The 25,665-nt window shown below is 59.3% G+C and carries 17 protein-coding genes and 3 tRNA genes; 10 read left to right on the top strand and 10 right to left on the bottom strand.

What is annotated here, in order from left to right; genetic code table 11:
• Positions 1-5 precede the first annotated feature (5 nt).
• The gene (gene hrpA, locus ACYVHK_RS07765; protein ID WP_460534039.1) at positions 6-4,046 is read right to left on the bottom strand and encodes an ATP-dependent RNA helicase HrpA; all 4,041 of its coding nucleotides are present in this window, start codon (positions 4,044-4,046) and stop codon (positions 6-8) included.
• A 103-nt stretch (positions 4,047-4,149) separates the two neighbouring features.
• Complete coding sequence (locus tag ACYVHK_RS07760) at positions 4,150-8,655, bottom strand: two-component regulator propeller domain-containing protein (RefSeq protein WP_460534038.1); 4,506 nt, start codon at positions 8,653-8,655, stop codon at positions 4,150-4,152.
• A 204-nt stretch (positions 8,656-8,859) separates the two neighbouring features.
• Between ACYVHK_RS07760 and ACYVHK_RS07755 the strand changes: the two genes are divergently transcribed.
• The 4 genes from ACYVHK_RS07755 (at position 8,860) to ACYVHK_RS07740 (ending at position 12,876) form a co-directional block, all read left to right on the top strand.
• The gene (locus ACYVHK_RS07755; protein WP_460529402.1) at positions 8,860-9,465 is read left to right on the top strand and encodes a hypothetical protein; all 606 of its coding nucleotides are present in this window, start codon (positions 8,860-8,862) and stop codon (positions 9,463-9,465) included.
• 9 nt (positions 9,466-9,474) lie between these two features.
• On the top strand, positions 9,475-10,491 hold the full coding sequence (locus tag ACYVHK_RS07750) for a radical SAM protein (RefSeq protein ID WP_460529399.1): 1,017 nt from the start codon (positions 9,475-9,477) through the stop codon (positions 10,489-10,491).
• A 210-nt stretch (positions 10,492-10,701) separates the two neighbouring features.
• Positions 10,702-11,082 (top strand): 2OG-Fe(II) oxygenase, encoded by a 381-nt coding sequence (locus ACYVHK_RS07745; protein WP_460534036.1) that lies wholly within the window; start codon positions 10,702-10,704, stop codon positions 11,080-11,082.
• Between the two features lie 405 nt (positions 11,083-11,487).
• Positions 11,488-12,876, top strand: a complete 1,389-nt coding sequence (locus ACYVHK_RS07740; protein ID WP_460529396.1) for a toll/interleukin-1 receptor domain-containing protein — start codon at positions 11,488-11,490, stop codon at positions 12,874-12,876.
• Between the two features lie 80 nt (positions 12,877-12,956).
• Here the strand turns inward: ACYVHK_RS07740 and ACYVHK_RS07735 are convergent.
• From ACYVHK_RS07735 to ACYVHK_RS07725, 3 genes are all read right to left on the bottom strand, one after another.
• Positions 12,957-13,033 (bottom strand) — tRNA-Asp (locus ACYVHK_RS07735).
• 35 nt (positions 13,034-13,068) lie between these two features.
• Positions 13,069-13,143, bottom strand: a tRNA-Val gene (locus ACYVHK_RS07730).
• Positions 13,144-13,262: 119 nt separating this feature from the next.
• Positions 13,263-13,339 (bottom strand) — tRNA-Asp (locus ACYVHK_RS07725).
• A gap of 530 nt (positions 13,340-13,869) precedes the next feature.
• Here ACYVHK_RS07725 and ACYVHK_RS07720 point away from each other — a divergent pair.
• The 3 genes from ACYVHK_RS07720 to gspE are packed head-to-tail and all read left to right on the top strand — an operon-like array spanning position 13,870 to position 18,316.
• The gene (locus ACYVHK_RS07720; protein WP_460529393.1) at positions 13,870-14,751 is read left to right on the top strand and encodes a type II secretion system protein N; all 882 of its coding nucleotides are present in this window, start codon (positions 13,870-13,872) and stop codon (positions 14,749-14,751) included.
• Positions 14,748-16,847, top strand: coding sequence for a type II secretion system protein D (gene gspD, locus ACYVHK_RS07715; protein ID WP_460529390.1), 2,100 nt, complete (start codon positions 14,748-14,750; stop codon positions 16,845-16,847). Before ACYVHK_RS07720 ends, gspD begins: the two co-directional genes overlap by 4 nt.
• Positions 16,844-18,316: a GspE/PulE family protein gene (gene gspE / locus ACYVHK_RS07710; protein WP_460529387.1), complete on the top strand. Its 1,473-nt coding sequence runs from the start codon at positions 16,844-16,846 to the stop codon at positions 18,314-18,316. Before gspD ends, gspE begins: the two co-directional genes overlap by 4 nt.
• 71 nt (positions 18,317-18,387) lie before the next feature.
• Here the strand turns inward: gspE and ACYVHK_RS07705 are convergent, their stop codons facing one another.
• Complete coding sequence (locus tag ACYVHK_RS07705) at positions 18,388-19,863, bottom strand: inorganic phosphate transporter (RefSeq protein ID WP_460529384.1); 1,476 nt, start codon at positions 19,861-19,863, stop codon at positions 18,388-18,390.
• A gap of 394 nt (positions 19,864-20,257) precedes the next feature.
• Here ACYVHK_RS07705 and ACYVHK_RS07700 point away from each other — a divergent pair, with 394 nt between their 5' ends.
• The 3 genes from ACYVHK_RS07700 (at position 20,258) to ACYVHK_RS07690 (ending at position 21,438) form a co-directional block, all read left to right on the top strand.
• Entirely contained in the window at positions 20,258-20,590 is a 333-nt protein-coding gene (locus ACYVHK_RS07700) for a hypothetical protein (protein ID WP_460529381.1), read from the top strand.
• A 124-nt stretch (positions 20,591-20,714) separates the two neighbouring features.
• A complete protein-coding gene (locus ACYVHK_RS07695) occupies positions 20,715-21,035 on the top strand; it encodes a Dabb family protein (RefSeq protein WP_460529378.1) in 321 nt (106 codons plus the stop codon).
• 73 nt (positions 21,036-21,108) lie between these two features.
• The gene (locus tag ACYVHK_RS07690) at positions 21,109-21,438 is read left to right on the top strand and encodes a DUF2185 domain-containing protein (protein ID WP_460529375.1); all 330 of its coding nucleotides are present in this window, start codon (positions 21,109-21,111) and stop codon (positions 21,436-21,438) included.
• Positions 21,439-21,499: 61 nt separating this feature from the next.
• On the opposite strand, the gene ACYVHK_RS07685 is transcribed toward ACYVHK_RS07690, so the two are convergent.
• The 4 genes from ACYVHK_RS07685 to ACYVHK_RS07670 form a co-directional block, all read right to left on the bottom strand.
• Positions 21,500-21,928: a BLUF domain-containing protein gene (locus ACYVHK_RS07685; protein ID WP_460529372.1), complete on the bottom strand. Its 429-nt coding sequence runs from the start codon at positions 21,926-21,928 to the stop codon at positions 21,500-21,502.
• 13 nt (positions 21,929-21,941) lie between these two features.
• On the bottom strand, positions 21,942-22,667 hold the full coding sequence (folE, locus tag ACYVHK_RS07680; protein ID WP_460529369.1) for a GTP cyclohydrolase I: 726 nt from the start codon (positions 22,665-22,667) through the stop codon (positions 21,942-21,944).
• A gap of 123 nt (positions 22,668-22,790) precedes the next feature.
• Positions 22,791-23,435 carry a YceH family protein gene (locus ACYVHK_RS07675; protein WP_460529366.1) on the bottom strand — a complete coding sequence of 215 codons (645 nt, stop codon included), beginning with the start codon at positions 23,433-23,435 and terminating at the stop codon, positions 22,791-22,793.
• A gap of 111 nt (positions 23,436-23,546) precedes the next feature.
• Positions 23,547-25,526 carry an Ig-like domain-containing protein gene (locus ACYVHK_RS07670; protein ID WP_460529363.1) on the bottom strand — a complete coding sequence of 660 codons (1,980 nt, stop codon included), beginning with the start codon at positions 25,524-25,526 and terminating at the stop codon, positions 23,547-23,549.
• Positions 25,527-25,665 lie beyond the last annotated feature (139 nt).

Here is a 25,665-nt window from a genome sequence, read left to right as displayed (position 1 = left end):
TTTGCTTACTGCCGTATCAGCTCGGCCCAGATTTTCTCCAGCCGTTTGACCGAGACGGGATACGGTGTACGCAGCTCCTGTGCAAATAGACCCACCCGCAGTTCTTCCAGCATCCAGCGGAAAGGCGCCAGCGGTGCCGGGTCCCGTCCTTGTTTGCGCCATTTCTCCTGCTCCGCCTCCCAGCGGGTCCAGAGCGCAGCGACGTCATCGCCGCGCTGGGCATCCCGTGCCTGATTGTCGTTGTACTTTTCCAGCCGTTGCTTCATGGCTTTGATGTAGCGACCCAGGTGCGGGAGCTGCTCCCATGGCGTGGCATTGAGGAAGCCCTTGTAGACCAGTCTGCCCAGTTGCTGCTTCAGCTCGCTTTGCAGGCGTACAGGCTTGGCGAGCATTGTCATGAGCTGCTGCTGTTCCGTGGCGACTTCCTGCAGTACCCGATAGGCCGCATCGCGCACGGCGGGCAGGCGGGTCTTGGCACGTTGCTTCTGGTTGTCGAAATCCTTCTTGCTGCGAGGCAAGGCGTCCTCCCCCACGAATGCCCGATCGCAGACGCAGGCAACCAGGTCGTCCATCAGGCTGTCGGAATCCGCCACGCTACGTAGCAAAAGGGCTGTCTGGGTAAAGTTGGCGAAGCACTTTGGCAACTGTTTGACCTGTTCCTTGAGCTCGAACTGCATCAGCCGCACCACGCCCTGGCGATGCGCGGCCTCGGCCGCTGCTTCGGTGTCGTACAAGCGAATGGCGCAGGCACCTTCATGCGGTACCAGGGCCGGATAACCGGTCAGTTTCGTGCCATGCCGTTCAAAGGTCAGTTTGGCCGGCAGGTCGCCAAAGTCCCAGGCGCTGATACCTTCCTTCTCGATGGCCGGTCCGCTCGACGGCGTGCTTACCTTGAGGGGCTCACCCGCTTTCCCCTTGGCCGATTTGTCCCTGGCTGGGAGCGAGGCCGGTGCCGCGGCGACTTCACGGAACGTCATCTGTGCCGCCTCACCCAACTGGCTGCGCAGCAGCACAAGATCCCGGCCGCTGGCCAGTTCCTGCCCGGCGTCGTCCACCACCCGGATATTCATGCGCAGGTGGGCCGGCAGATCATTGGCGTCAAACTCATCCACGCTGACGGGTTGACCTATGCCACGGCCGACGGCCTGAGCCAGTTGCGGCAGCAAGGGGGCGTATCGATCCGCCTTGTCGAGGCCCTGCATCATCTTGGTGACGAACTCAGGGACCGGCACGCACATCCGGCGGGTGCTCTTGGGCAAGGATTTGACCAGCAGCGTGATCTTCTCCCGTATCAGCCCCGGCACCAGCCAGTCGAAAGCCGCGCCGTTGACCTTGTTGAGCAGGTGCAGCGGCAATTGCACGTTGACGCCGTCCAGTACGTGGCCGGGCTCGAAGCGATAGGCCAGCGGCAGGTCCAGGCCGTCGAGACGCAGGGTAGGGGGGAACTGCTGTTCGGTGATGGATTCGCCGGCATGCCGCATCAGATCGTCACGGCTCAGAAACAGCAACTGCGGTTGCTCCTTCTCTGCCTGCTTGCGCCAATGGTCGAATCCCTGGCCGTTGACGATATCGGCCGGTATGCGCTGGCTATAGAACTCGAACAGGACCTCCTCGTCCACCAGTACATCCTGGCGACGGGCCTTGTGTTCCAGCTCCTCGATCTCGCTGATCAATTTCTCATTGTGCTGCCAGAAGGCGGCACGGGTATTGAAGCGTCGGCCCGCCAGGCCTTCGCGGATCATGATCTCGCGCGCGTGGGCCGGGTTGACCCCGCCGTAGTGGATCTTGCGGCGCGCAACCACCGGCAGGCCATAGAGCGTGACCCGCTCACTGGCGACGACCTGGGCGACGCCTTCTTCCCAATGCGGTTCGAAGTAATCCCGGTTGACCAGATGGTCCGCCATCTTCTCAAGCCACTCCGGCTGAATGGCGGCCACGCAGCGCGCATAGAGCTTGGTGGTTTCCACCAGCTCGGCGCTGACGACCCATTTGGGTCGGGCTTTCTTCAAACCACTGCCGGGGAAGATGCTGAACTTGATGCCACGGGCGCCGAGGTATTCATCGTCGTCCGGCTGCTTCATGCCGATCTGGCCCAGCAGGCCGGCGCACAAGGCACGATGCAGCGCATCGTGATGGTTCTGTGCAGCTTGCTGGCGCTCCTTCTCGGCTTTCTTGGGTAGCGGCGGCACATCCGCTTTCGCGGCAGGTGCTTCAGCCGGCATGGTGGCCGGTAGCTTCCAGCCCATGTCTTCGACGATGTCTGCCAACTGCTTGTGCAGTTCGCGCCATTCGCGCATGCGCAGGTAGCTCAGGAAATTGGCGTGACACTCCTGTACCAGCAAGCGATTCGATTGCTTGTTCTTCAGCGCCTGGTCAAAAAAGTGCCAGAGGTTGAGCAGGCTGACGAAGTCGGACTTGTCATCCGCGAACTTTGCCTGTGCGCGGTCCGCGGCATCGCGGGCTTCGAACGGGCGCTCACGCGGGTCCTGGATGCTCAGTGCCGAGGCGATGATCAACAATTCAGGGAGGCAGCCTTCGTCGCGACCCGCCAGCAGCATACGACCGATCTTGGGGTCCACGGGCAGCCGCGCCATCTCGTTGCCGAGGCGGGTCAGGGTGCCTTGCTCGTCCACCGCGCCCAGCTCGTGCAGCAGGGCGTAACCATCGGCAATCAGGCGGCCGGATGGTGCTTCCAGGAAGGGGAAGTCCTCTACCTTGCCCAGTCGCAATGCCTGCATGCGCAGGATGACCGCGGCGAGTGAGGAACGGAGGATTTCAGGGTCGGTAAAGGCCGGGCGGGCGTTGAAATCCTTTTCCGAATAGAGCCGTATACAGACACCCGCAGCAACCCGGCCGCAACGACCGGCGCGCTGGCGCGCGCTGGCCTGCGAGATTTTCTCGACTTGCAATTGCTCGACCTTGGCGCGCGGCGAATAGCGGTTCACACGGGCCAGGCCGGAGTCGATGACGTAGCGGATACCCGGCACTGTCAACGAGGTTTCGGCCACGTTGGTGGACAGCACGACGCGTCGGCCGTTGGACGTACGAAATACCTTCTGCTGATCCTCGACCGATAAGCGGGCGAACAGCGGGACGATCTCGGCCCCCATGATCTTGGCACGTCGCAGCTCCTCCGCGGTCTCGCGGATTTCCCGCTCGCCGGGCAGAAAGACCAGCACGTCACCCAGACCGTCGTGGCGCCAGACATCCTGCACGGCGTCGACGATCGCTTCTTCCATCTCAAGGTCGGCGTCGTCCTCATCTTTGGAGCGTAGCTCCTTGTAGCGAACCTCTACCGGATAGGTCCGGCCCGATACCTCAATGACCGGTGCGCCGTTGAAATGCTGGCTGAAGCGATCTGCATCGATAGTGGCCGAGGTGACGATGATCTTGAGGTCCGGCCGCTTGGGCAGCAACTGCTTCAGGAAGCCCAGCAGGAAGTCGATATTGAGCGACCGCTCGTGTGCCTCGTCGACGATGATGGTGTCGTACTGGCTCAGGAACCGGTCGGTCTGGGTCTCGGCCAACAGGATGCCGTCCGTCATCAGCTTGACCAGGCTGAGCTCGGAGGACTTGTCGGTAAAGCGAACCTTGTAGCCGACGGTATCGCCGATCTCGGTCTTCAACTCCTGCGCGATGCGGGTGGCAACGGTACGTGCTGCCAGCCTGCGCGGCTGGGTATGGCCGATCAGCCCCGCGACGCCACGCCCCAACTGCAGGCAAAGCTTGGGTAGCTGGGTCGTCTTGCCCGACCCCGTTTCACCGCAGACGATCACTACCTGGTGTTGGGCAATGGCGGTGAGTAGTTCATCCCGTCGCTGATTGACGGGCAGGGCCTCATCGAACTGCGGTTTCGGTAGTTTTGCCAGGCGAGCCTGATAACGGCCTTGTGATTGGGTAATGGCCTGCGCCAACTCCGAGCTGGCCTTGTCGGCCGGCTGCTGCTGTTTGAGCCGTTCGCGCAGTGTGCGCCATTTCTGCCGCAGCGGGTGATGGTCGCGGAGCAGGCAGGTTTCAAGGGCAAGATCGAACTGGGCGGGCAGCATGTGGGCAATGGCAGAATCAGGCAAGGCGCGATTCTAACGTCGCAATCGCGCCAGGGCACGATGCTTTGGCAGATTGCGCGCATCGTGCACCCGGCATGACGTGTCAGAGCGTGCTTGCTTCAAGCTCGGCCAGGAGTGGCACCAGCACCCGGTTCAGTTCGGCCAACAACGGGGCATGGTCCAGTTCGTAAGGTGGTGGACCTTGCCGCAAAGCGGTATCCAGCGCGTGCTCCAGCGCGGCGGCGGCCGTGATGATCTGGCCGGCTCCCATATTGCCGGCAAGGCCCTTGAGCGTATGAGCAAGCCGATGGGCCTCCTCGTATTGGCCCTGCTCGAGCAGCGCCGCCATCTTTTCCGGCGTATCGGCGTAGCCACTGCGGAAGCGCTCCAGCAGACGCAGGTAGAGCTTTCGACTGCCGTTCATGTAGCGCAGCCCCTGGTCGATATCGACGTCGCTGAGTACGGGCAGACCATCTGGTCGGGTAGCAACCGCACCGGCTGCTTCATCGGCGACGGCTTCTGGCGCTACAGCCAGCCAGCGCGTCATCAGTTGGGCCAACTGGTCCGGCTCGATCGGTTTGGTCAGGTAGTCCTGCATACCCTCGCTCATGCAGCGATCACGTATCTCAGCAATCGCGTGGGCGGTGAGGGCGATGATGGGCAGCGATGCCAGCTCGGTATGCTGGCGGATGGCCAGCGTGGCACTGTGGCCATCCATCAGCGGCATCTCCAGATCCATCAGGACCATGGCGTAATGGCCAGGCGCGGAGGCGAGAACCTTCTCTACAGCCTCCTGGCCGTTCTCGGCTATGTCTACCGTGATGCCCATCATGCCCAGCAGTTCGGTGGCGATCTGCTGATTGATGCTATTGTCTTCTGCCAGCAGTACATGCTGCCCAGCCAGGACCCGGCCGGGTTGCCATTGTTCGGAGGTCGGCAGCGGGATCTGCTTGGCCAATTGCTGTACATCAGCCTCCGCCGGAAGGTCGAAGCGCAGCGCGAAGTGGAAGCGCGATCCTTGTCCGAATTCGCTGACAACATCGATGTCACCGCCCATTAGTTCCACGAGGCGTCGTGAGATCGACAGCCCCAGACCCGTGCCGCCGTACTTGCGGGTGGTGGAACCATCTGCCTGAGTAAACGGCTGGAACAGATTGCGCTGCTGTTCCTGCGTCATGCCTATGCCGGTATCGCTGACGGAAAATTCCAGCTTGGCGAAATCGGGCCCGGATTCCAGCACGTGCACGGCCAGGGCGATCTCACCGTTCTCTGGCGTGAACTTGATGGCATTGTTGACGAGATTGATCAGTACCTGCGTCAGGCGCAACTGATCGCCCAGCAGTTGGCGGGGAACATCCGGTGCGACATCAAGCCGGAACTGGATGTGCTTGTCGGAAGCCTTCTGGCTGGTAATGGTGGCGAGGTTCATCGTCACGTCATCGAGCATGAACGGGACGATCTCGGCCTCCAGCTTACCTGCCTCGATCTTGGAGAAGTCCAGGATGTCGTTGATGATGGCGAGCAGGGACTGGCCGGCACGATGGATCTTGCCGACGTAGTCACGCTGCTGTGGCGTCAGATGGGTCTGCAATGCAAGATGGGCCAGGCCGATGACGGCGTTCATCGGCGTACGTATTTCATGGCTCATATTGGCCAGGAAGTCAGATTTCGCGCGAGTCGCAACCTCTGCCTTGTCCTTGGCCACCATCAGGGCCTGCTCGGCCTCACGGCGGGCCGTCACATCCTGCATCACCCAGACCAGGCCTTCATCCGGGTTGGCAGGGTTGACCAGCTTCGCGTGCGATACGCACCACACCTGCGAGCCATCCTTGCACAGATAGCGCACGTCACCGTACAGCGCCCCCTGGACGGTGTAGCGGGTCGCATTGGGTTGGGTCATGGCTGCGTAGTCGGCGTCGTCTCCGAACAGGGGACCGGCCGGCTTGCCGATCAGTTCTCCCGCACCATAGCCCAGCAACTGTTCAAAACTCGTGTTGCAACGGATGATCAAGCCGTCACGCAGGAATGCGATGCCGGTCAGCGCGTTGGCCAGAATGGCCTGCTGCTCGTGGACGGCCAGGTTCAGCTCGGCAGTGCGATCTGCCACGCGTTGTTCGAGCACGACATTGCGCTGGGTCAAGCTGCGGATGCGGGCGCGATAGATGAGGATGGCGGTCAGTAGCAGGAAGGCCAGTACCAGGGTACGGAACCACCAGGTTGCCCAGAAGGGTGGGGTGATGACGATATCGAGTGCTGCACCACTGGTATTCCATACCCCGTCCTTGTTGGCGGCGATGACGCGGAAGACATAGTGTCCCGGGTCCAGGTGGGTATAGGTGGCAAAGCGCTTCTTGGCATCCGTATACAGCCAGCTCCGGTCGAACCCCTCCATTTTATAGGCGTAGCGGTTTTGCTCCGGCGCGGAGAAGTTCAGACCGACAAACTCGATGGTGAAGACCGAATCCTCATAGGACAAAGTCACCGACTTTGCCGCCTCGATGGCACCCTGCAAGTGAATACGGCGGGCAATCCGCTCATCGCTGACCGACTGGTTGAAAAGCTGGAAATTGGTGATCACCACGGGTGGCGGCATGGTGTCGGGCACTATCTTGTCAGGGTAGAAGGCAGTCAGGCCGTTGTTACTCCCAAAATAGAGGCGTCCATCGCGACTGCGTAGCGATACCATGCTATTTGTGTAGCCGCCTTTGAGAAGGCCATCACTAGGCAGGTAGCGCTTGATGGTTCCTGATCTTGGGTCGAGCCGGGATATGCCACTCAAGGTCCCAAACCAGATATAGCCTTGCTCGTCTTGCAGTGCGGTATTCGCGATCTTGCCGTAGGGGTTGTCCTCGTCGACATAACGGCGAAAATGGATGGAGCCATCTTCACTGCGCTGCATCAGATTCAGCCCCATGTCGGTTGATACCCAGAGCCGCCCACTGTTATCTACAAGCAGGCTTGAGACATTTTCGCTGTTAGGTTCTTCGGCTTTGGAGGCCTTGTTGCGCTCGCCGTGAAAGTGAGTGAACTTCCCGTGACCTTGCTCATCATCCAGACGGTCAAGACCGCCACCCCAGGTGCCTACCCAGATCTTTCCTTGCTTGTCTTCTGCGACCGAGGTAACCGCGTCCGCTGCCAGGCTACTGGGATTAGCTGACTCGTGCCGGAAGGTATGGCTTTGCCCCGTCGATGGGTCGAACTTATGCAGACCGGCGTTGCTGCCCATCCAGAGCTTGCCGTGGCTGTCGATCATGAACCCTTGTATCTCGTTGGCTTCCTTATCGCCCTTGGATACGAGGTATTGCCGGAAACGTTTGGTCGCAGGATCAAAGCTATGTAGGCCGCTGAGACTGCCCAGCCAAAGCATGCCGCGCTGATCCACGGCAACGCCAGTTAGCCGATCATCGCGTAGGGTATCCGTGGCCCCCTTGACCTGTCGATAGACCGCGACGTTACCGGTACGTATATCGAGCCGATTCAGCCCGCCGCCATAAGTCGATACCCATATCTGCCCCTGCTTGTCCTCGGTGACACCCGTAACCTTGCCACTGCTCAAACCGCCAGATGTGGAACGAGTAGATATATAGCGTGAAAATCCGCCTCGGGTGTTCGGAAGGCGATTCAGGCCTTCGGCATAGTGGCCTATCCAGATTGCGCCTGATCGGTCTTGCGCCAGGGAAAATACGTCATCGCTGGCGAGGCTGCCGGGGTCTTCAGGCTGGTTGACATAGCTTTGGAATTGCCGGCTGCCCGGCCCGTATTTGAACAGGCCGTCTGTTCCTGTGCCGAGCCATATACTGCCCTCGCTGTCTTCCAATAATGAATAGACCGCCATGTCCAGGGGCCTGCCGTTGGCTTCATAGCGCTGCCAGCGTCGTTGCTTGTCCGACAGAGGGGTGGATATCAGGCCGGACAAACCGCCAACCCAAAGATTGTCGTGGCGATCGATCAGCATCGCCCGGATATCCTCACGCTTATCGCCATTCATTTCGCTCAAGACCGGTACGCGCGTAAATTGATGTGTGTCTACAGCGAACTGGTACAGGCCCGCCTTGGTGCCAAGCCAAAGCCCCCCGCTTTTGTCGCGCTTAATGCTATTGACCCAAATTTCGCCAAGTGCGGCTGGGCTGCGTAATGGTGGCAACCAGTGCTGAAATTGCCCCGTTGCTGGCAGAAAATGTTGCAAGCCACTCTTGGTCCCCAGCCAGAGGCCGTCCTTGCCATCACCGGCGATCGCCAGGATCACTTTGGATTGCTTATTGGCCCCCGAAGAATTGGCCGCCGAAAATCGTTTGAACTTCCCGGTGCTTGGGTCGTATTGATGCAAGCCATCGGAGGTACCAATCCATAACACACCTTGGGCGTCTTCATGCAAGGCATTAATGGTTTGATCCAGCAGACTGCCATCGTCCTTGGCATTGCTACGGAATACCTTCATCTCGTGACCGTCGTATCGATTCAACCCGGCCTGGGTCCCGAACCAGATAAAACCTTGTCTGTCTTGCAGGATGCAGCGGACTTCTTCATGCGATAAGCCCTGATCCACGCCCAGTGCTTCGAAGCGGGGCTGACCGGCGCCTTGTGCAAAGCACAAGCTACCCAGTATCACCAGTTTCAAAAGGACTAGCTGGGGACGTAGTAAGCAAAAAAAGGACAATTTCCGGTGCATGAGAGTTGCAGTTTTGGTTCAATTTATCGGGCGATTGAATAATCACCACGTTCAATGGCTTGACAGTCTAGCGTGGCAATATACGCTGAGAAGCTGAATCTAAGAGAGTCGTTTGTAATCTGTGCTGAGTTAAAGGAGACAACCATGGCAAAAGCGGATATTCAAAAGGAAGTCCTGCAACTGCAGGCCAAGCTCGAAAAAAATAGCCGTTTGCGGCTTGAGTTTCTCGGGCAACTGTCCACCTTGCTGCGCCATCATGGCGTGACGGTGTCGGACGAAGCGTTGGGTAGCCTGACGTTGAGCGTTGCCGGTTTGGCCGCCGCAGATACGATGGGCGGCCCACCAATGCATAACGCACCTGCGGACGCGCCTGCGCAGAAGCCTGCGCCAAAGCCGACGCCCAAGCCGGCAAACAAGCCCGCTGCGAAAGCCGCGACCAAAGCTGCAGCCAAGCCTGCAGCGAAGCCTGCAGCGAAGCCTGCCACCAAGGTTGCCGTGAAGCCCGCAGCTAAACCTGTGGCCAAGCCCGCTGCGAAACCGGTGGTCAAAGCAGCGGCTAAACCCGCAGCGAAGCCCGCAGCCAAATCAGCCAAGCCTGCTGCCAAGCCGGTCGTCAAGGCCGAGGCTGTAGTTGCTGCACCTGCGGCTGCAGCCAAGCCGGAAGACACCAAGGCAGCTGTCAAGCCAGCGGCAAAACCTGCTGCGCCGAAGGCACCTGCCAAGGCGCCCGCGGGCGCCAAGAAGAAGTAAGGTTGTTTGATGGGTATGCGCCAGCTAACGCTGCAATTGACATGGGCCTGCGATATTCGCTGCGCTCATTGCAGTCAGGCCCATGTGCGTACCCATCTGGACATGACCATTGCGAAGCGGGCCATTCGTGGCTTGCTTCGCCGAGGGCAGATCGACAGGTTAAGTTTTACCGGTGGCGAACCATTCCTGCGATACGACAATATGCTCGCGTTGGCGAGTTACGGCGCCAAGCATGGATTGAATTTCGGTGTGGTGACCAATGGTCGTTGGGCCGTCAGTGAAGTCGTCATCGAGAATAAACTCGATGCCTTGATTCAGCAGGGCCTGGACCTGCTGGTGATCAGCTATGATCGATACCATCAGGCTTTTGTACCGGATGAACGCATTGCCCTGTTGCTCAGGGTTGCTGCCGGATTGAATCTGGCTGTGCATCTCTATGTCTCCAGGGACGATGCAACCCCTATCCCGACGCTCAAGCAACAGTTGATGGATAAATTCTCCCTGGCATTGCATGAGGTCTCCGTGCGGGATGTCGTGCCGCTAGGGCATGGTGCGGCCTTGCCGATCTCCATGGCGGCGATGTCCTATTTCGACCTGGATACGGAATGCCCGGCACGCAACGAATACAATCTCTGGCCAGATGGTGAGTTATTGCCCTGCTGTTCGGCTGGTACGCATGCTGGCCTCAGTCTCGGTAATCTTCATCGCGAGAGTATTGATTCGCTGATCGCCAAACGGCGCGCCTCCCGCTTGATGGGCATGCTACATCGGCATGATCTTGCCGAACTGGTTGTTCGTCTGCCTGAGCCCATGCAGGTTCGTCTCGCTAGTGCAGCCTATGTATCGGCGTGTCATCTTTGTCACGCGATCCTGAGTGAGCCGGATATCCATTCCGTGGTGGAGGAAATTGATCCGGACAGAATCGGGTTGGTAGACAAGTTGCTGCATACCCCTTCCCGGCAGGCCAGGCTTGCCGAGTCAATCCGCAAGCAATGGTCGGGGCCGCCGATCATCGCCATTCGCTAGCGTATCCATGTAATGGTGAAGTCACCGGCTCTGCCTGCAGGCGTACAGCGGGACCGATTGTTTGGTCTTGATACAGCAAAGCGTTGGCGTGATGCCCTGGAGGCAGACCCCACTTGGTACAACGCACGCATAAGCGCGAGCGCGAAGCAGCCGGGGCGCGCGGTGCTGCGACCAGCACTCCGAACGGCGGAGTGCAACGCCTTGCTGACCATGCCAGACTTGCTTGAGCGATTTACCCACCAGGTCCAGGCAAAGGTTTTGCCGCGGGTACGTGCGGAATACCGTGCAAATATAGAGGCGTTGGCTGATTTCAACGCGATTCGATATTCTGAAGGTGGGCATTTTGCGGTTCACCGTGACAATACTGCGGGCTTTGAGCGGCGACTGTTTACCGTGGTCTGTTATCTCAATGACGATATCCGTGGTGGCGAAACCCGCTTTCCCGACCTGAACCTTGCTGTACGTCCCCAGGCTGGTGTGGCCATTACTTTTCCTTCCGAATATCGCCATGCGTCGTTACCGGTAATTGCAGGCGTCAAGTACGTACTTGTTTGCTGGCTGGTGGGGCCGCCGCCGCCAAAGTGGATATAAGTTACCGACCAAAAATCGGGTTTGGCATGAATGGGACGAGTCGAATCGAATCTCGCAATGGAATAAATGACATGTGAATATTGCAGCCTGCCTGGAGCGTCTCATCTTGCTTTACTGGTTTGGTATTATGCGTTTGTACTGAAGATGTCGTCGTTTTAGCTTGCTTACACCCCCTCCGCGGAGGGAGTATTTTCGATGGACGGTATTCTGTAGGTAACTTCGAGTGAATATCTAAGCATGTAGGCATGCTTGGTACTGCTGTGGGGTATGCTTTTGGCATTTTTTGTGATTGCTTGGAAACGATAGGCAAGTTGAAGACGGGCGGTTGTTGAACAATTCGAACCTGCGCTCTATATACGAGCATCAGCGCCCCATTTAGAGAGGTGCAAGGTATCGGAGGAAATCATGATTGCTGACGCCCATTCAGGAACAACCCTATTTATTAGTCATATATCTGAAGAAGCCGAGTTGGTGGGTTTGCTCAAGCGAATGTTGAGTAGGGCTTTTAGTGACCTCCAGATATTCACGTCTTCAGACATCAGTAGCGTCAAAGGTGGCTCACTTTGGCTTGATGCCATAGGAAAAAGCATCAAGAGATCAGATGCCGTGCTGATTTTATGCAGCAATGTCTCTACTGAAAAACCCTGGGTTCAATTCGAAATGGGCGCTGCCTGGGCGCTCAATAAGCAGATCGTTCCTGTATGTCACTCTGGGCTCACGCTGGGTGATTTGGGTATGCCTCTGTTGCAATGGCAGGGATTGGAGCTAGGCGGGGAGATGGGCTTGCGGCGGCTGTATAAGACAATCTCGGATCTGTTGCCCACTGCTGATGCTTCGCCATTCGATATCCCCGCCGAGTTGGAGCGTATCCGCGCGATGGAGAGGAAATTTGTCCAGCGAGGTGTGCGGCAGTACGAACGCTATATCGACGTAGTGTTGCCTGCTGGGATGAATTTGGGGGATGAAAAGATACCCCCCGACGCCCCTGTTTTTGCCAACCGTGAGTCGTGGGAAATCTTTGGCTTGGCACCTTTGCAATTTGATCAGCGAACATGGGCGGATATCGAATCCTTTGCGGAAGCAACAGCGGACAAGCGCTGGTTGGCTGAAATTCAGAAGAGTGTTTGTCTGGCAAGTAAGGGGAAGCTGTTCCGTCCTATTCAGGCGGTCTTTCATGGTGCTGAAAAGTCCTATCAACCACAGCTGGCCAAGTGGGAAGTAATGGATGACGGGCAATCAAAATTCCATATTCACATGGTTGAGACGGTGGTGGCGCCGCTGCGGGATGTTCCGAGCGACGTCGGGTTGCTTGCAACACTCCTGCGTTTGGGTATGCGTTTTCGATTCGAGGTGATTGAATTGGGGCTTCGTTTCCTTAGACGCCCTCAGTATTCAACTTCGGATGAGCTTGATTGCCTCGTGACCAAATTGCGGACGGAGATCGAGATCATCGAGCGCGACGCCAAATCCAGGGGAAGTGAAAAGGCCTTGGAGCGAGAGGATACGCTCCAGCTTTTCATGAATCAGGAGCAAAAAGAGATCGAGGAGATACTTGATGCCTGGGTGCTCTGGCGTGGCAAGCTGTTTGCAGAGTCGGTAAGTTCTCGTGCCGATGTGTCGCAGATTGTTGAGGGCATGCGGGACCTCAACTATCGATTCATGTGGATGGGAACCAAGCGCTACCACGAAATGGTAGGTGCGAGATGGTATCCAGAGGGGGAGGCGCCGATACCGGCGTGGGGAGCGGGGAGGGCTCAGGACGGCTACAGGGGGATTGACCGTCGGGCTCATTAGACGGGCCGAGCGGAGCGGACGGTCTATGTTAGGGCAGAAAAGCAAAACGGACCCAAGGGGTCCGTTTTGCTTTACGTTGTTGGCGGAGTGGACGGGACTCGAACCCGCGACCCCCGGCGTGACAGGCCGGTATTCTAACCAACTGAACTACCACTCCTAATGCAGTCCGTCATACTGACTTTCCACATGACTTGGTGGGCGATACTGGGATCGAACCAGTGACCCCTGCCGTGTGAAGGCAGTGCTCTACCCCTGAGCTAACCGCCCGAAATCTATGTTTCCGATTTCGGAAAGGCGCGCATTGAATCATGCGCTACCAAACTGCGTCAAGTCTTTCGCTGTTTGGCCGATCGCTGCGAATTGCGTGCAACGATCAATCTTGTACTTGGCGGAGTGGACGGGACTCGAACCCGCGACCCCCGGCGTGACAGGCCGGTATTCTAACCAACTGAACTACCACTCCGCGTTGGCTCGTTGCGACTCAGCGTCGTTTCGAGGGGGCGGATTAAAGCATGCCGTTCCGAACTGTGTCAACGCAGCTGCAACAAGAAAACAGTAAAAAAATCTTCGGCAGGGCCGCTTCCCTCATTGGGCTCCGAGGCAAGGCAGCGCTTGGCATCCACGGCTGCGGCAGCGGCTGGTCACGGTGCTCGCTGCTAAGGTTCGGTTTATAAAGGAATACTCCGACGGACGGTCAGCCGTGGTGCGTGACCTGCATGTATCCAATGCGGCTCGTCGCCATGGAGCAGGGAGGCAAACTATTTTTGAGACTCAGTGAGAAAGGTGTCGGGAAACGATTCGAAACGCGTAGACAAACAATTGCAGGATGGCGGCATAACAGGCTTGCTGTTATAAATGCCGCCTTGTGTATGGTCATCGAGAATTGACTGTCGCTAGATGCAACCAAGCACCGGTGCCGACGTCTATAAGCAGCGACCCGTGAATGCCAGATGTTGCTTGTATTAATCCAGAACAGATAATTCCCCAGACCGGATGATTGTTTCCCTGCCCGTTACGCCTTGGTTCTACCGCTGCCTGAACGCGGTCCTGCTGCTGATCGTGGCTTGGCTGGCTGCCGGTTTGATCTGGCAGGTGTTTGCCCCGCGCGCAGCCGCACCGGTTGCGGCCCCCGCGGTTGCCTCGCAGCGTCCTGTCACGCAGGATATGTCGCCGCTCAATGCCTTGTTCAGTGAGCAGGCCGGTGGTGACACGCAGCCATCCAGCCTTAGCGCCAAGTTGCGGGGCGTCATTGCCAGCGAGACACCGGCCGCTGCCGTATTCGAGCGGCCAGGGCAGTCCTCTGTGGCAGTCCGTACGGGTGAGGAGCTGGAGCCCGGCGTGCGCTTGCTGGAAGTCGCAGCCGATTACGTCGTACTCGACAACCGCGGTCGCCGTGAGCGGCTGGAGCTTGATGCCAAGGCAGCCGCGGCAGGGGTCATGCCGGCCGATACCGCCCCGCCCCCACCCAGCTCACCATTGATCACTCCCGCTGCCGTGCCGGCACCCATGGCACAGCGCCCTCCAATGCCGCCTCCGCAAGCCGGACGTGGTGGCGATGAGCGCAGCTTGAGCCGGCAGGCGCTGGTCGCAGGCATGCAAGGCCTGAACGTTGCCGACTGGTCTCGTGGGCTTGCTGATGCGCCTGGTGGCGGCATCGCGGTGGAGAGCGCTGCCTCGCAGCCGCTTTCCGGCCCGCTGGGTTTGCAGAGCGGCGACGTACTCAAATCAGTCAACGGTGCCACGCTGGCCCGCAAGGGCGATATTTCCGCTTTATATGGCGCCTTCAGTAGCGCGCCCGCCATCCATATTGAAATCCTGCGCAATGGCACGCCCATGAGTCTGCGCTATCGCATCGAGAGTCACCCCACGCCATGAATAAAATCAAGACGATCGTCCTTGCGCTCATGCTGGCCGGCCAGGTAATGGCTGCGGATGACAAGGTGATGCTCAACTTCGTCAATTCGGACATCGATTCCACGGTGAAAGCGGTCGGCCTGATCAGCGGTCGTAATTTCGTGCTGGATCCGCGCGTCAAGGGGACGGTCAACATCGTTTCTTCCAGTCCGGTGCGCAAGCAGGATGTGTACGAAATCCTGCTATCGGCCCTGCGCTTGCAGGGTTATGCCGTGGTGGAAACGCCGGGCGCGGTTCGTATCGTCCCGGAGGCCGACGCCAAGCAGAACTATGGTGTGACAGTTGGCAGCAAGCTCAACGCCGGCGGCGATCGCATCGTCACCCAGGTGTATCCGCTAAAGCATGAGTCCGCCTCGCAGCTGGTGCCTATCCTGCGCCCGCTGATCACGCCGAACAATACGATCTCGCCCTATGTGGCCGGCAACATGCTGGTGATCACCGACTACGCCGACAACATCAAGCGTATCAACCAGATCATCGCCAATATCGACCAGCCGAGCGGCGCGGACCTGATTACCTTGCCGCTCAAGTATGCCTCGGCGGTGGAAGTTGCACAGATGCTGGGCCGGTTGATGCCAGAAGTTGCGGTTGCTGGCGGTAACGCGTCTATCGTGCCGAGCGCCAATATGGATGGCATCAAGAAGACCACCGTGGTTGCCGATTCGCGTGCCAATACCCTGATCATCCGTGGTGAGAACCCGGTACATCTGGGACAGATCAAGAAGATCGTCGATAGCCTCGACCGAGAAGGTGCAGCCGGCGGCAATATCCATGTGATCTATCTGCGTAACGCCGATGCCAGCAAGCTCGCAGCAACCCTCAAGGCCATCCTGACCGGGACCGATGTTCCCCAGGCTGCCGCCAGCACCTTCACGAGCGTCAGTGGCAGTACCGGTAGCAACACAGGCGGCAATACCGTTGCTTCACAGATTCCGTCGGCGCCAAGCAGCAGTGGAGGCGGCAGTTCTGGTGGCCAGATTGCCAACGGTGTTGCCATCCAGGCGGACCCGACGACCAACGCACTGATCGTTACGGCGCCGGACAACATCTACAACAATATCCGCGCGGTGATCGACAAGCTCGACGCGCGTCGTGCCCAGGTCTATGTCGAGGCCATGATTGCCGAAGTCTCCGTCACCAAGGGCGGAGAATTCGGTATCCAGTGGTTGCTCGGTGGTGGCAACAACAGCGTCAATGCGATTGGCCTCAGCAATATCGGTACCACCGGTAGCAGCCTCAGCAGCATTGCCGCGGGGGTCGCTACCGGCGACTACTCTAAGCTGCCCGCCGGCCTGACGCTCGGTGTCATCAACGGCAGCCTGAACGGCAATGGCAAGACACCGACCCTGGGCGTGATCGCCACTGCGATCGAGGCCAATGGTGATGGCAATGTGCTGTCCATGCCCAATCTGCTGACGCTGGACAATGAAGAAGCCAAGATACTGGTGGGTCAGAACATTCCTATCGTGACGGGTACGCAGTCGTCGACCGGTGCCAACCAGAATCCGTTTACGACGGTCGAGCGCAAGGACGTAGGTATCTCGCTCAAGATCAAGCCGCAGGTATCCGAAGGCGGCGCCATCACGATGCAGGTCTCGCAGGAGGTATCCAGCGTCGACACGACGGTGGCGACTTCGGGTACCGGCATTGCCACCAAGAAGCGCACCATTGACTCCAAGGTGCTGGTGGATGATGGCCAGATCATCGTGCTGGGCGGCCTGATCGAAAACAAGGTCAACGAAACCAATAACAAGGTCCCGTTGCTGGGTGACATTCCGATTCTCGGCAATCTGTTCCGCTACGAGAGCCGCTCCACCTCGCGTACCAATCTGATGGTATTCCTGCGCCCGGTCATCTTGCGTGATGGCAAGAGTGCTGCTGCGCTGAGCGGTGATCGCTACCAGCAGTTGCAGGCAGCTCAGGCTGGTTACCAGCCCGAGGTTCGCTGGATGCTGCCTGACCTGCCCAATGTCACGCTGCCGACCTACGATTTGCGCCAGCCGCAAGCTGCGGTTGATGCGACGGCTCCGGCACCGACCATTACGCCCAAGCCATGAGCTATGTTCGCCTGGCCAGCTATGGCTTTGCCCGCACTCGTGGCGTCGTGGATATCGCCGAGCAGGATGGCTCGGTCGACGTCTTGCTGCGCAAAGGGGCCGACCTTTCCGGCCTGATGGAATTGCGCCGCCTTCTGGGGCGGCCCGTCAATGTCGAGATGCTTGAGAGCCAGGTCTACGATGGCCGGCTGGCGCAGCTGTTCTCGCGGCAGGACAGTCACTCGGCCGATGTGGCCGAGGATGTGGCGGCCGACCTGGATCTGGGCCGACTGGCCCAGGAGCTCCCCGCTATCGAAGACCTGCTGGAAGCGGAGGACGATGCGCCTATCATTCGGCTGATCAATGCCTTACTGACCGAATCCTTGCGCGAGGGGGCATCCGATATCCATATTGAACCCTTTGAGACACGCTCGGTGGTGCGCTTCCGTATCGACGGCAAGCTGCGTGATGTGATCGAACCCAAGCGCCAGTTGCATGCGGCGATCGTGTCCCGTATCAAGGTCATGGCCAATCTCGATATTTCCGAGAAGCGCCTGCCGCAGGACGGTCGCATTACCTTGCGTATTGCCGGTCGTCCGGTGGACGTCCGGGTGTCGACGCTGCCAACGGGGCATGGCGAACGAGCCGTGCTGCGTTTGCTGGACAAATCGGCCGGGCGGCTGGATCTTGCCCGGCTCGGCATGGGCGGCCATACCCTGGCGACCATGCTCAAGCTGATTGCGGAGCCGCACGGCATCGTCCTTGTGACGGGGCCGACCGGTTCAGGCAAGACGACGACCCTGTATGCCGCCCTGGCGGCGATGGATGCCTCGACCACTAATATCATGACGGTGGAAGACCCGATCGAATACGATCTCGACGGGGTAGGGCAGACCCAGGTCAATGCTCGTATCGAGATGACCTTTGCCCGAGCCCTGCGCGCCATTCTGCGGCAGGACCCGGACGTGATCATGATCGGTGAAATCCGCGATCTGGAAACCGCACAGATCGCGGTCCAGGCCTCGCTGACCGGCCACCTGGTGCTTGCCACGGTCCATACCAACGACGCGCCCGGCGCGATCACCCGCCTGGTCGACATGGGGATCGAACCTTTCCTGCTGGCGTCCAGCGTGATCGGCGTGCTGGCCCAACGGCTCTATCGCCAGCTATGCCCCGCCTGCAAGACGACCTATATGCCGGACGAGGTCGAGCAGGCTGCCTTGGGCCTGAGTACACCCCAGCCGCTCTATCGCGCCGTAGGATGTGCACAGTGCAACCAGCTTGGCTACAAGGGGCGGGCCGGTATATATGAGCTGCTGACGGTGGACGACGAGATCCGTCGTCTGGTTCACGATGGGGCCAGCGAGGCGCGGATTCGTGAGCATGGCCAGACCAAGGGTATGCGCAGCCTGCGTGCCGACGGCGTTGCCCAGGTGTTGGCAGGCTCGACGACGCTGGAAGAAGTCCTGCGGGTAACACGCGAAGGTTGATCGCCCCTGGTGCTCAGACGTGAAAAAGGCCATCCTCGGGATGGCCTTTTTTATTGCATGCAACCCGCAGGTCACACGAACAGCTTGGTTGCCAGCCAGAACAGGCCGCCAGCCAGTGCAATGGTTGCCGGCAGGGTCAATACCCAGGCGATCACGATATTGCGTACGGTGCTGCCTTGCAAGCCAATGCGATTGGCCACCATGGTCCCCGCGACGCCAGACGATAGAACATGGGTGGTGGACACAGGCAGGCTGAAGACATTGGCGGCGCCAATGGCACCCATGGCGATGATTTGTGCGCTCATGCCCTGGGCGTAGGTCATGCCCTGGCGACCGATTTTCTCGCCTACCGTTTCGACAACCCGCTTCCAACCCACCATGGTGCCGATGCCGAGTGCCAGTGCGACGGCAATGATGACCCAGATAGGGGCGTATTCGGTCGTGGCGGTCAGGTCCTTGCGCAGTTTCTCCAGGTCGGCCTTGTCTCGGCTCGACAGGTCGGGCAGCTTGCCGATCTTCTTGGCGGTATCGTCAAGGCACAGCAGGGAGCGACGCACCTGTGCACGGGTATCCGGCGCCAGGTCGTGATAGTCGCGGACATTGTTGATGACCAGCAGCAGATCGCCGATCGTCTTCTGGGTCTCGGTCGGTTCGCACTTGAACTTGGCAGGCATCTCGCTGCCATTGCCGTTGTGTGTGCTGCGCAATTGCTGGGCCAGGCGGGATTCATTGGCCTGGTAGAAATGCTGCAGGTAGACGGCGGCATCGCGAGTGCGTTCGATCTGGTAGGTCGTGCTGCCGACATCCAGCGCAAAATGGGTGGGGACGATGCCGATCAGTACCAGCATGATCAGCCCGATGCCCTTCTGGCCGTCGTTGGAGCCGTGGACGAAGCTGACACCCATGGCAGACAGGACCAGGGTCAGGCGGTTCCAGAACGGTGGGTGCTTCTTGCCGTCGATGGCACGCCGGGTCTCCGGTGTCTTGTGCATCTTGGAGAGCGGCAGGAAGCGCAAGAAGGCCAGGAGCAGGGCGCCAGCCAGCAGAAAGCCAAATAGCGGCGACAGCACCAGCGAGAAGGCGATATCAACCGCTTTCTTCCAGTTGATGCCTTCGGCCAGCGGAATGCCCGATATCAGCGCATTGGCCATGCCGACACCGAGGATGGAGCCGATCAGCGTGTGCGAGCTGGATGCGGGAATGCCGAAGTACCAGGTGCCGAGGTTCCAGATGATCGCGGCAGCCAGCAATGAAAACACCATTGCCAGGCCGTGGCCGGTGTTGACGTTGATCAGCAGATCGACCGGCAACAGATGGACGATGGCGTAGGCGACACCCACACCGCCGAGCAGCACGCCCAGGAAGTTGAAGATACCCGACAGCACGACGGCCTGCCGTGGTGGCATCGCCTTGGTGTAGATGACGGTCGCGACTGCGTTGGCGGTATCGTGAAAACCATTGATGAACTCAAAGGCAAGCACGAAACCAAAGGCGAGAACCAGACTGGTGCCGACCCAGAAGTCCAGCCCGCTGAAAAAATCAAACATGAAAGTTTTGTGGTGTTTTGATGACGGGGCGGATTATCGCAGCAACTGGCCTTCATCGCCCTGAATTACTGGGAAAATTTCAGTGTCAGCCGCTGGAAGGGCACCTTGAACGGCCTCCCAGAGTGGAAGTCGATGAAATCCATCCCGGTTTTCTGCATCCTGCTCCTTCGATTCTGCAATATATCGTCCCCCGCTCGTACCTCGCCAGGCCCGGTCCTAGGATGCAGTCATCGAAACGGCCAGCCCAACTTGGGTGGCAAAGCGCCAGGGGAGGCGAATCATGACCAATAGCGAATACCTCAGTACTGCAGCGGAGCTGGAATCTGATCGTGAACTTGATCGTGAACCTGTTCGGTCCTCGCGATCCTCTCGGCCTCGTCGGCGGCGGACCTGGATGGGCAGGGCCATATTCTGGTTGCTCGTGCTGGCCGTGCTGTCTGCCTTTGGCCTGGCGATCGGCGTCGGTGATGGTCAGGTTAATCTGGACATCAATGGTGCACCGCTGAATGGCGCCCAGGCTTTCGTGGTCGTATTGACCGGGCTGGTCCTGGCGGCTGCGGGTATCGCCCTTGGCGTCGTGTTGGCCATGCTGGCGGTGGCCGGCGTGTCGATCCTGCTGTTGTTCATCATGGTCCTGGTAATCGGCTCGCTGGTCCTTGCGCTGGCCCCGGTCTGGCTGCCGGTTTTCCTGGTGGTGGGTGTCTTGCTGTGGCTGGTAAGGCGTTGATGTACCCGATGAATCCGGCCGGAACCCACCGAAAGGCGGGTTTTTGCCTTGCAAGCGTAGCCAGTCTATCTTCTGCGTGCCCTGCAGTGCGAGAATGGGTCTTTGATCAGGAAGCATCCCGAAAATGACCGCGCCTACCTTGCCATTCACTCCGCTGCGCCATCTCGTGCTGTTTGCATTTGCAGACGCGGCTCCCGTCGAGTCGCTGCTGGCGGCCTTCGCTGCGCTGCCTGGGCAGATCGAGGAGGTTAAGTCCTATGAGCAGGGAACGGACATCAGTCCCGAGAATCTGGCGCAGGGTTACACTCATGCCTTTTTGCTGAGCTTTGCCGACGCCGCGGCGCGTGACCGATACTTGGCCCATCCCGCGCATGTCGAATTTGTCAGCCTGGTCCAGCCCTGGATCAGCAAGGTGCTGGTGTTCGATTACCTGGCCCAGGCCTGATATTGCGAGGAATGCTAGCCCTGGCCCGGCATCCTTCAGTATCCTGATGCTTCGACCGCAGGAGGCGAACACCATGAAATACTACAAACTCGACCAATCCCAGATAAAGCCGCTCGCGCTCGGTCACGGCCTGTGCATGGCCACCGACATGATTACGGTGGAAGGGTATCCGGTCAGCTATATGTACCGCGACGAGCCCGAGGACGACGACGATAGCGGCTGGCGCTTCTTCGCCGGCAACGAGAGCGATGCCTATATCGACAACCCCAAGAACTTCAGTCTCCTGGATGTAAACGTGATTGCCAATTACGACCAGACCATCATCCCCTTGCTGGATTCACCGATCGGGGCGGCATTCGACAAGGGCGGAGAGGGTGATACCTTCTACGACGTCAGCGAATAGCGGGTATGAACCCATGTAAAAGACCCCGGTGATTGACCGGGGTCTTTTCATTTCTGCCTGCTCAGCAGGACCGGCCAACGATGGCCGCAGTGGCAATCAGCTCTTCAAGCAATGCCATGGAGACCCGGCCGCCCAGCGTAAAGGGATCGATGCCTGGCTTCTCTGAATACTTCAGCAGGGTAGAGGGGTTCACTTTCGCCAGGTTGACCTGACCCATGGTCCAGCTGGAGAAATGCCGCTCCGAAATTTCCTCGAAATGCAGTAGTTCCACGTCCCGGTGCCGCTTGTCGCAAGCGATGGTTTGGTACAAGGTCGACACCTCGCGCCGACCACCCTCCAATACCTGCATGAAGATATCGCCGCTATAGCACAGGATGCCGGTGATGCCGCTGTCCGGGTTGTGGTTGCGGGACTGGGCCAGTATGGATTCCAGCAACTCATGGCTGGTGGGTTGGGCGACCCGGCTGGCATAAAGCAGGCGGACAAGCATGGCTGCATCTCCCTCAGGAACGTTTGTTGTTGAGCAAGGCCAGGAATTCGCGGCGCAGGTTTGCGTCCTTGAGGAAGGAGCCGCGCATCACGCTGTTGATCATCTTGGAGTCCATGTCCTTGACGCCACGCCAGGTCATGCAGAAGTGGTCGGCTTCCATGACGATGGCGAGGCCATCCGGGTTCATCTTGTCCTGCAGCAGATCGGCGATCTGGGTCACGGCTTCTTCCTGGATCTGCGGGCGTGACATGATCCATTCCGCCAGGCGGGCATACTTGGAGAGGCCAATCAGATTGGAATGCTGGTTAGGCATGATCCCGATCCACAACTTGCCCATGATGGGGCAGAAGTGGTGGGAGCAGGCGCTCCGCACGGTAATCGGGCCGACGATCATCAATTCGTTCAGATGCTCGACATTGGGAAACTCGGTGACCGGTGGCTCGGCGACGTAACGGCCCTTGAAGACTTCGTTCAGGTACATCTTGGCGACCCGGCGTGCCGTATCCTGGGTGTTATGGTCGCTGTCGGTATCGATGACCAGGCTTTCCAGTACGCCCATCATCTTGCCCTGCACTTCGTCCAGCAGGGCTTCCATCTCACCGGGTTCGATGAAGGCCGCGATATTGTCGTTGGCATGGAAGCGATACTTGGCGGCCTGGATGCGTGCGCGAATCTTCTCCGAGACAGGCTTCAGGGCCGGGAGTGAGGGGGCGTTGTCTTGTGGGGCGTCGTTACTCACGCGTGTTGTCCTGTGTTAGTGCTACTCATCATGGCACTCTGTGCCGTTTGTTTTAATTTGTACCATACAAACAAGAAGTGTTGCTTGGATTGTATGGCCGATCAGAGTCAGTGCACTGTCAGGTTAGGCCGATCTTTCTGATTGTAGTAGCGCCACTACAGCACGCAATTGGGCAACTTCCGCTTCGAGGCTGGCCACGCGCGACTCCAACTGCTCCTGGCGGCTGCCACTATTGAGCGTAGCGGGGGGCGAGAGCAGCTCGAGATCGATATCGCCAGAAAGCAGGTGAGCCCAGCGGTTCTCGCGTGCACCGGGTTGGCGGGGCAGCTCTTGCACCAGCGCACCGGCGCTGCGCTCCGCCAGCTCCTGCAGGAATGCTTCCACCGTCGAAATATCGGCAAACTTGTGCAGCCTGTCGCAGTTGATGCGCAATTCGCCCGCAGTCTGCGGGCCTCGCAGCATCAATACCGTCAGGATGGCGGTGGACTGGCTCGGGACTGCCAGCACACGCTCAAAATTGTGCGCATAACGCGTTACCCGTCCCCCACTGCTTTCCATCACCAGGGTTTGCGACTTGAGGCTGGCGATGGCTTCCGCTACCTCGGCTTCGGAGGCGTCCATGACCGGATCGCGGCTGGTTTTCTGGTTGCAGCCGGCGGTTAAGGCATTGAGCGACAGCGGATAGGTATCCGGAACGGTGCGCTGCTTTTCGATCAGTACGCCAAGTACGCGGGTCTCGAGCAGGGAAAGCGGGCTAAAGGAAGGCATGGTCGGTTCTGAAAGCCGGAGAGAACGCCATTATGCCCCGAGCTTTGCAGAAAGCCGAACGGCCCGACCCGGCAAGATGCCGGATCGGGCCGTTCAGGGGGCAAAACCGTATCAGGGGTTGATCGGATCGATCAGCCTGACGTAGGCCTTGGATTCGCCGCCACGGCCGTCGTTGATGGTGTAGCTGAAGCCATCCAGCGCGAACGGTTGCGAAGGCGTGAACAGGATCTGGCTGCCGACCACCTTGACCGTACCATTGTTGGGCTGGGTCACCGAAACAATGGTCAGCGGGTCGCTGTCCGGGTCAACATCGTTGGTCAGTACCGGCAAGGTAGTGGGTACAAAGCCGCTCACCACGTAGACATCATCTTCAGCCGTTGGGGTATGGTTCGGTGCGGCAACGTTTACCACGACGCTGGCCTGGGTGCTGAGGCCGTGGCTATCCTGAACCGTGTAGCTGAACGTATCCTGGCCATTGAAGTTGGCCGGCGCGATATAGCGTAGCTGATCGCCTTCGATCTGCACCTGGCCACGTGCGGCGGCGGTAACCGATACGAGTTTCAGTGTATCGCCACCATCAGGGTCGCGGTCGTTGGCGAGCACTGGCAGGGCGGTGCTGCTACCGGCTGCGACGCTGTAGCTATCGCTTTGCGCTACTGGTGCACGATTGACCCATTCGCGCTGGCTGGTTTGTGTCTGGGTCTTCTCTTCGGTGCGGTAGACATCCACGGTGCGCTTGTGCACGGCCGGGTTGCGCAGCGCCCTGCGCAGCCATGCCGGCTCCTGGGCGATATCTTCGCGGTGATAGGTAATCGGTGCTGTCGCGCCGGGGATGGTCTGGGCCGGCACTTCGACCAGCTCTTCCTTCTCTACGCTGCTGACGAATTCCAGATCCACGCGGCGGTTCTTGTCGCGCGTGGCGGCCTTGGCGGGGAACTTGGGCGCGGTCTTGCCCTTGCCCTCGACCACGGCGGTATCGATGGACAGCACGCCTGCCTGGATCAGGTAGTCACGGACTACCTCGGCACGTTCCAGCGACAGCTTGTTGTTCACGATGTCCGAACCCAGGTCACAGGTATGGCCGACAATGCGGACATTGCCCTCGTGCCCGCCGGTCTTCAGTGTGGCGACGACCTTGTCCAGCTCGCTGCGTGCCGCATCGGTCAGCTTGGCGCTACCAATCAGGAAGAAGGCATCGCCATTCATGCTTGCCGTCGTCTTGACCAGCTTGCGCTCGGTATGCGCCGGAATGATGGTCGGCTCGGCCGGGGTACGGGCATCTTCCACCATGCGGAACAGGCGCTCGGGCTGTGCGCTGGTGGCCTTGCCGAAGCTGTAGCGATAGCTGAGCACGGCACGGTTGTCGCTGCGCTTGGTGTCGACGCTGCCGGCCTTCTGATAATGATCCAGCTGCAGGGCAATGCTATGGGGTGTGCCGACGAAAAACTTCTCGCCCATCAGCGAAAGATTCGTCTGCCGCGCGCTGTGCTTGCCCCATTCGTAATCCAGGCCGCCTGTCAGGCGCAGGGCATTGTTGTCGAAATTTCGCCCCAGGCGTACGCCCACGCCGTAGTCGTAGGCCCGCTCGAACAGTCGGGTCGTGGTGGTCGTCGTCAGTGTGTCTACGTAAGGACGGCCGGCGTCGGTGCCATTGACCAGGCTCACCTGGGTATCTATACCCTGGCCGACCTGGCGGCGCGCAGTCAGTCCGTGGCTGAGATAAGCGTTCCCAAACCAGTCAGCCTGCTCGAGGCCGTAGCCAATGCTTAGCTTGCGATCGCGCGACTCGTTCTGGTCCAAGGCCAGGAAATACTTGGCGACGTAGTCGTCGATCGCCTGGTGGTAGCTCAGCTGCAGCCCGCCCGCCGAGCGGGAGATCCAGCCCTCACCCAGCCAGGCGCTGTCTGCGGTCTCGCTCAGCACCCCTTGCAGTTCGCCTTGCACATGGCCACCGTCGACATAGCCGATTGAGATGCGACCGGTACTGCCGGTGTACTGCAGCGCGCCTTCGGGCTGTGGCGTGGCGGTATCGGCCAAGGCCGAGAAAGGCGCAAGCAGGGTCAGGAGCAGTAGGGGAAGAGGGCGACGCATGGCGTAGGTACTTTGAAATGGGTAGCGGGTTGGGTGGGCTGGCGGCAAGCACGGATTGCGGCCAAAAGGCCGCGCATACTACCAGCAACGAGGTGTCCATCACATGAACGACGTTCATTTCCCCCCGTGCGTGTTGGAT

It is taken from the genome of Chitinimonas naiadis, from assembly GCF_054780835.1.
This window is presented reverse-complemented; position numbering and strand designations above follow the sequence as displayed.